This window comes from Vibrio sp. TRT 2004 (genome assembly GCF_050113735.1).
Classification (GTDB): Bacteria; Pseudomonadota; Gammaproteobacteria; order Enterobacterales; family Vibrionaceae; genus Vibrio.
The window spans coordinates 1-2,810 of the sequence record NZ_JBNJOH010000094.1 but is presented as its reverse complement, the minus strand read 5'-3'; the positions used below and the strand labels follow the sequence as shown (position 1 = coordinate 2,810).

The window sequence follows — 2,810 nt, the reverse complement described above, 5'->3', positions numbered from 1 at the left end:
ATTAAGAAAAGGAAGGAAAATCACATTATTTCCGAGTCATTAACTTCATGTCACCTGCTTAGCCGCTTAAAATAAACGGCTAAATAATGAGGATTGATAATGAATTATAAATGGCTAGGTCTTCTCGGGGCGATTCCTTTATTGACGGCATGCAATAGTGATATCGATATTTCCAGCAACGTGCTTTCTCAACAGCAGCTCAACACCATTATGAGTAATGTCAATAAACACTATCCAGATGCAGACAGCGAACTCAAACAAAATATTGCCGAGGTTGCGGTAAAGTCGATTGAGAATATGGTGTTTGTGGAAGGTGGCAGTTTTATTATGGGTGACTTTCGTATGCCCTGCATGAACGACGATCTTAATCGCCCAGTCTGGACGCCAGAAGCAAGTTGTTACAGTGCTGTTGAAATGGTCAGCAGTGGAGCGGATATTCAACATGAAGTAACTTTAAGCAGTTACTCGTTATCAAAGTATGAAGCAGAGCTGTTGGATTATGATGTTTATTTACAAGCTTTTAATCGCCCGTTTGAACAGTTTGATTATGAAGAAAAATACCTTGAACGAGGATCAAGCGATTATAAGATTTTTTTATCGAGCTTTATTAAAAAACCAGCAAGACTAGTAAACTGGCAAGATGCAAAAAACTATTGTCAGTGGTTGGGGCAATTGACCGCTTTACCAGTGGACCTGCCGACTGAGGCTCAATGGGAATACGCTGCACGCAACCGTGGTCAAAAACTCTACTACGCAACCAATAATGGCTTCAAGCAGTATAGAGGTGGCGGATTTTATAACCCTAATCTAGGTGGCTACGAGGAGTTTACCGACAAAACCGCCAATATGGCCACTGGCCTAAACTCTGTTGGTATGTTTGCGCCCAACCCCCTCGGTATTTACGATATGACTGGAAATGCCACAGAGTGGGTTAATGATTGGTACGCCAAAGATTATTATAAAGTGTCACCGAAACTCGATCCACAGGGCCCAGAAAAGGGTGAGAACAAAGTCAAACGAGGTGGTATAGGTATGGTCAATACCTCTCGCGTACACTACCCATTGAACGACGATATGCCAGCGTTCAACTCAGGGTTTCGCTGCGCCGTACAGAGCACTGAACGAGCTTACTAATATGTTAATAGACCGCCTTACGGCGGTCGCTGTGGTTAGATATAATAGCCATTATTTTTATTTAAGCGCGCGATTTGCCGTTCGACTCTCTCCCTCTTCTGGCTCCAACTCCAGCCAGAGCGCGGTGAAAACGGACGCATTTCAGCAAAGTTAGCCTCATTGATTTCATTCACTTGCGCCAGTTTTAATACCCAGTTGTTAAAGCTTGTCTGTTGTTCGCCATCTAAAATCGCATTGATGCGAGCTAAATTGTCAAACAGCGCTTTGTCCTCTGCTTGTTTACCGCCTGACGGTTTTTCACCAGTGGCATTCATACGCGTGAGCACCTCTTCAAAACGTCGCCACGTTTTCACCGCGCCAAGCAATAAAATATAAATCGCCTTCTCTTGCTCCTCATCCCACGACAGATAAAACGTGGTCACTAAGGTATTGAGCATAATGCCGACGGTTTCCGGCAACAATTCTTCAAACGGTACCTCACCGGTCACATCGTGCCCTTGAGGGTTAAAATGCTTTGTGATCTGCCGAGCTAAACGAAAAGCTTCTCTTTTCTGCTCAGACTCCTTTTCCCACAGAGTCATTCGCTTACCCCACCAAATACTGATTGATTGACGACTGTTCATCACCACCTGTTTAAGTGCGTCTTGCGGATTAGCAATCACATCACAGGCAAATGCTATGTAACTAGACTCGATCAGGTGTTGGTACACCTCTCTATCAATATTGGCGAGTACTCGGTAATCCGTTGCTTTTAAGCCTTTAAAAAGGATGACGGCGAGCTGCCATAGTTGCTCAAAATCAACTGTCGTGCCAAATCCACCACTGGCGCCAGGGCCAAACACCAAACGGCCAGAGCAGTTAAAGTAGAATTTACCATCTTTACCAATACTCAGCTGAAAATCCCATCCAGCACCTGCTCCAATAGCCACATTGCCGTTGGCACCCACCTTGGCGAGGGTGGCGAAGTCAAACACCTTATCCAGCTTGGTATCTTGCGGTGCTTTCCATTCCAGCCCCCCTTCAACCTGACCTCCAACTTGAGCGCCACCAAAAATATCGCCTTTCACGCCGACACCACCAGAAGCATTGGTACCCATACTAACGCTTGGAGAGAGCAGTATTTGGTGGCCGGGGTTGTTGTTGGCTTGATTAGTGAGTTCTAAGCGCCCGCTGGTCATCGCACCAACAAAACAGCTGAGCATTAAGCTAACTTTGGCTCTAAAGTGACCAAAAGGATAAACGGCAGGCTGTTTGTTGGCATCAAGATAGCTAAGCTCTAGGGTATAACCACCTTCATAGGGGAAGTAACGGTGAAGCCCAACCGCACCTTCAGCCAGAGCGAAACTGGCCTCCGCACCAATGCCAATATCTATTTTGCCTTCGGATGGTTCAATCGTACTTTTGACGCTGGCTTGGGCAGCAAAACGCAGTAGTTGCGCCTCTTGAGAACTGGCAAAAAGAACTTCGCCATTGTCATCATGCAGCTTTTGAGTCGCTTTCCATTCATGGGCTTTCCAACCGTCCGTTTTCCAGTTGGCAAAGACAGCCTCTAGCTTACTGGTCTCGATATCATTGCGAATGCCTTTTTTAATGTCTTGAATAAAGGCTTGCTTTAGCCCTTGCCAGTCCCTCGCTTCTAAGGCTCGAGTGACTTCGGCATTAACGGTATTTTGTTT

At 45.7% G+C, this 2,810-nt stretch carries 1 protein-coding gene and 1 pseudogene; one reads left to right on the top strand and one right to left on the bottom strand.

Going from position 1 to position 2,810, the window contains the following annotated elements; all coding sequences use genetic code 11:
- Positions 1-99: 99 nt before the first annotated feature.
- A complete protein-coding gene (locus ACQEXR_RS19835) occupies positions 100-1,134 on the top strand; it encodes a formylglycine-generating enzyme family protein (RefSeq protein WP_427020999.1) in 1,035 nt (344 codons plus the stop codon).
- Positions 1,135-1,169: 35 nt separating this feature from the next.
- Here the strand turns inward: ACQEXR_RS19835 and ACQEXR_RS19830 are convergent.
- Positions 1,170-2,810, bottom strand: a pseudogene (locus ACQEXR_RS19830) (LysM peptidoglycan-binding domain-containing protein); the annotation flags it as partial.

Bases quoted from the DNA above. Each gene is read 5' to 3' on its own strand.
- ACQEXR_RS19835 (WP_427020999.1), top strand. From the start codon at position 100: ATGAATTATAAATGGCTAGGTCTTCTCGGGGCGATTCCTTTATTGACG.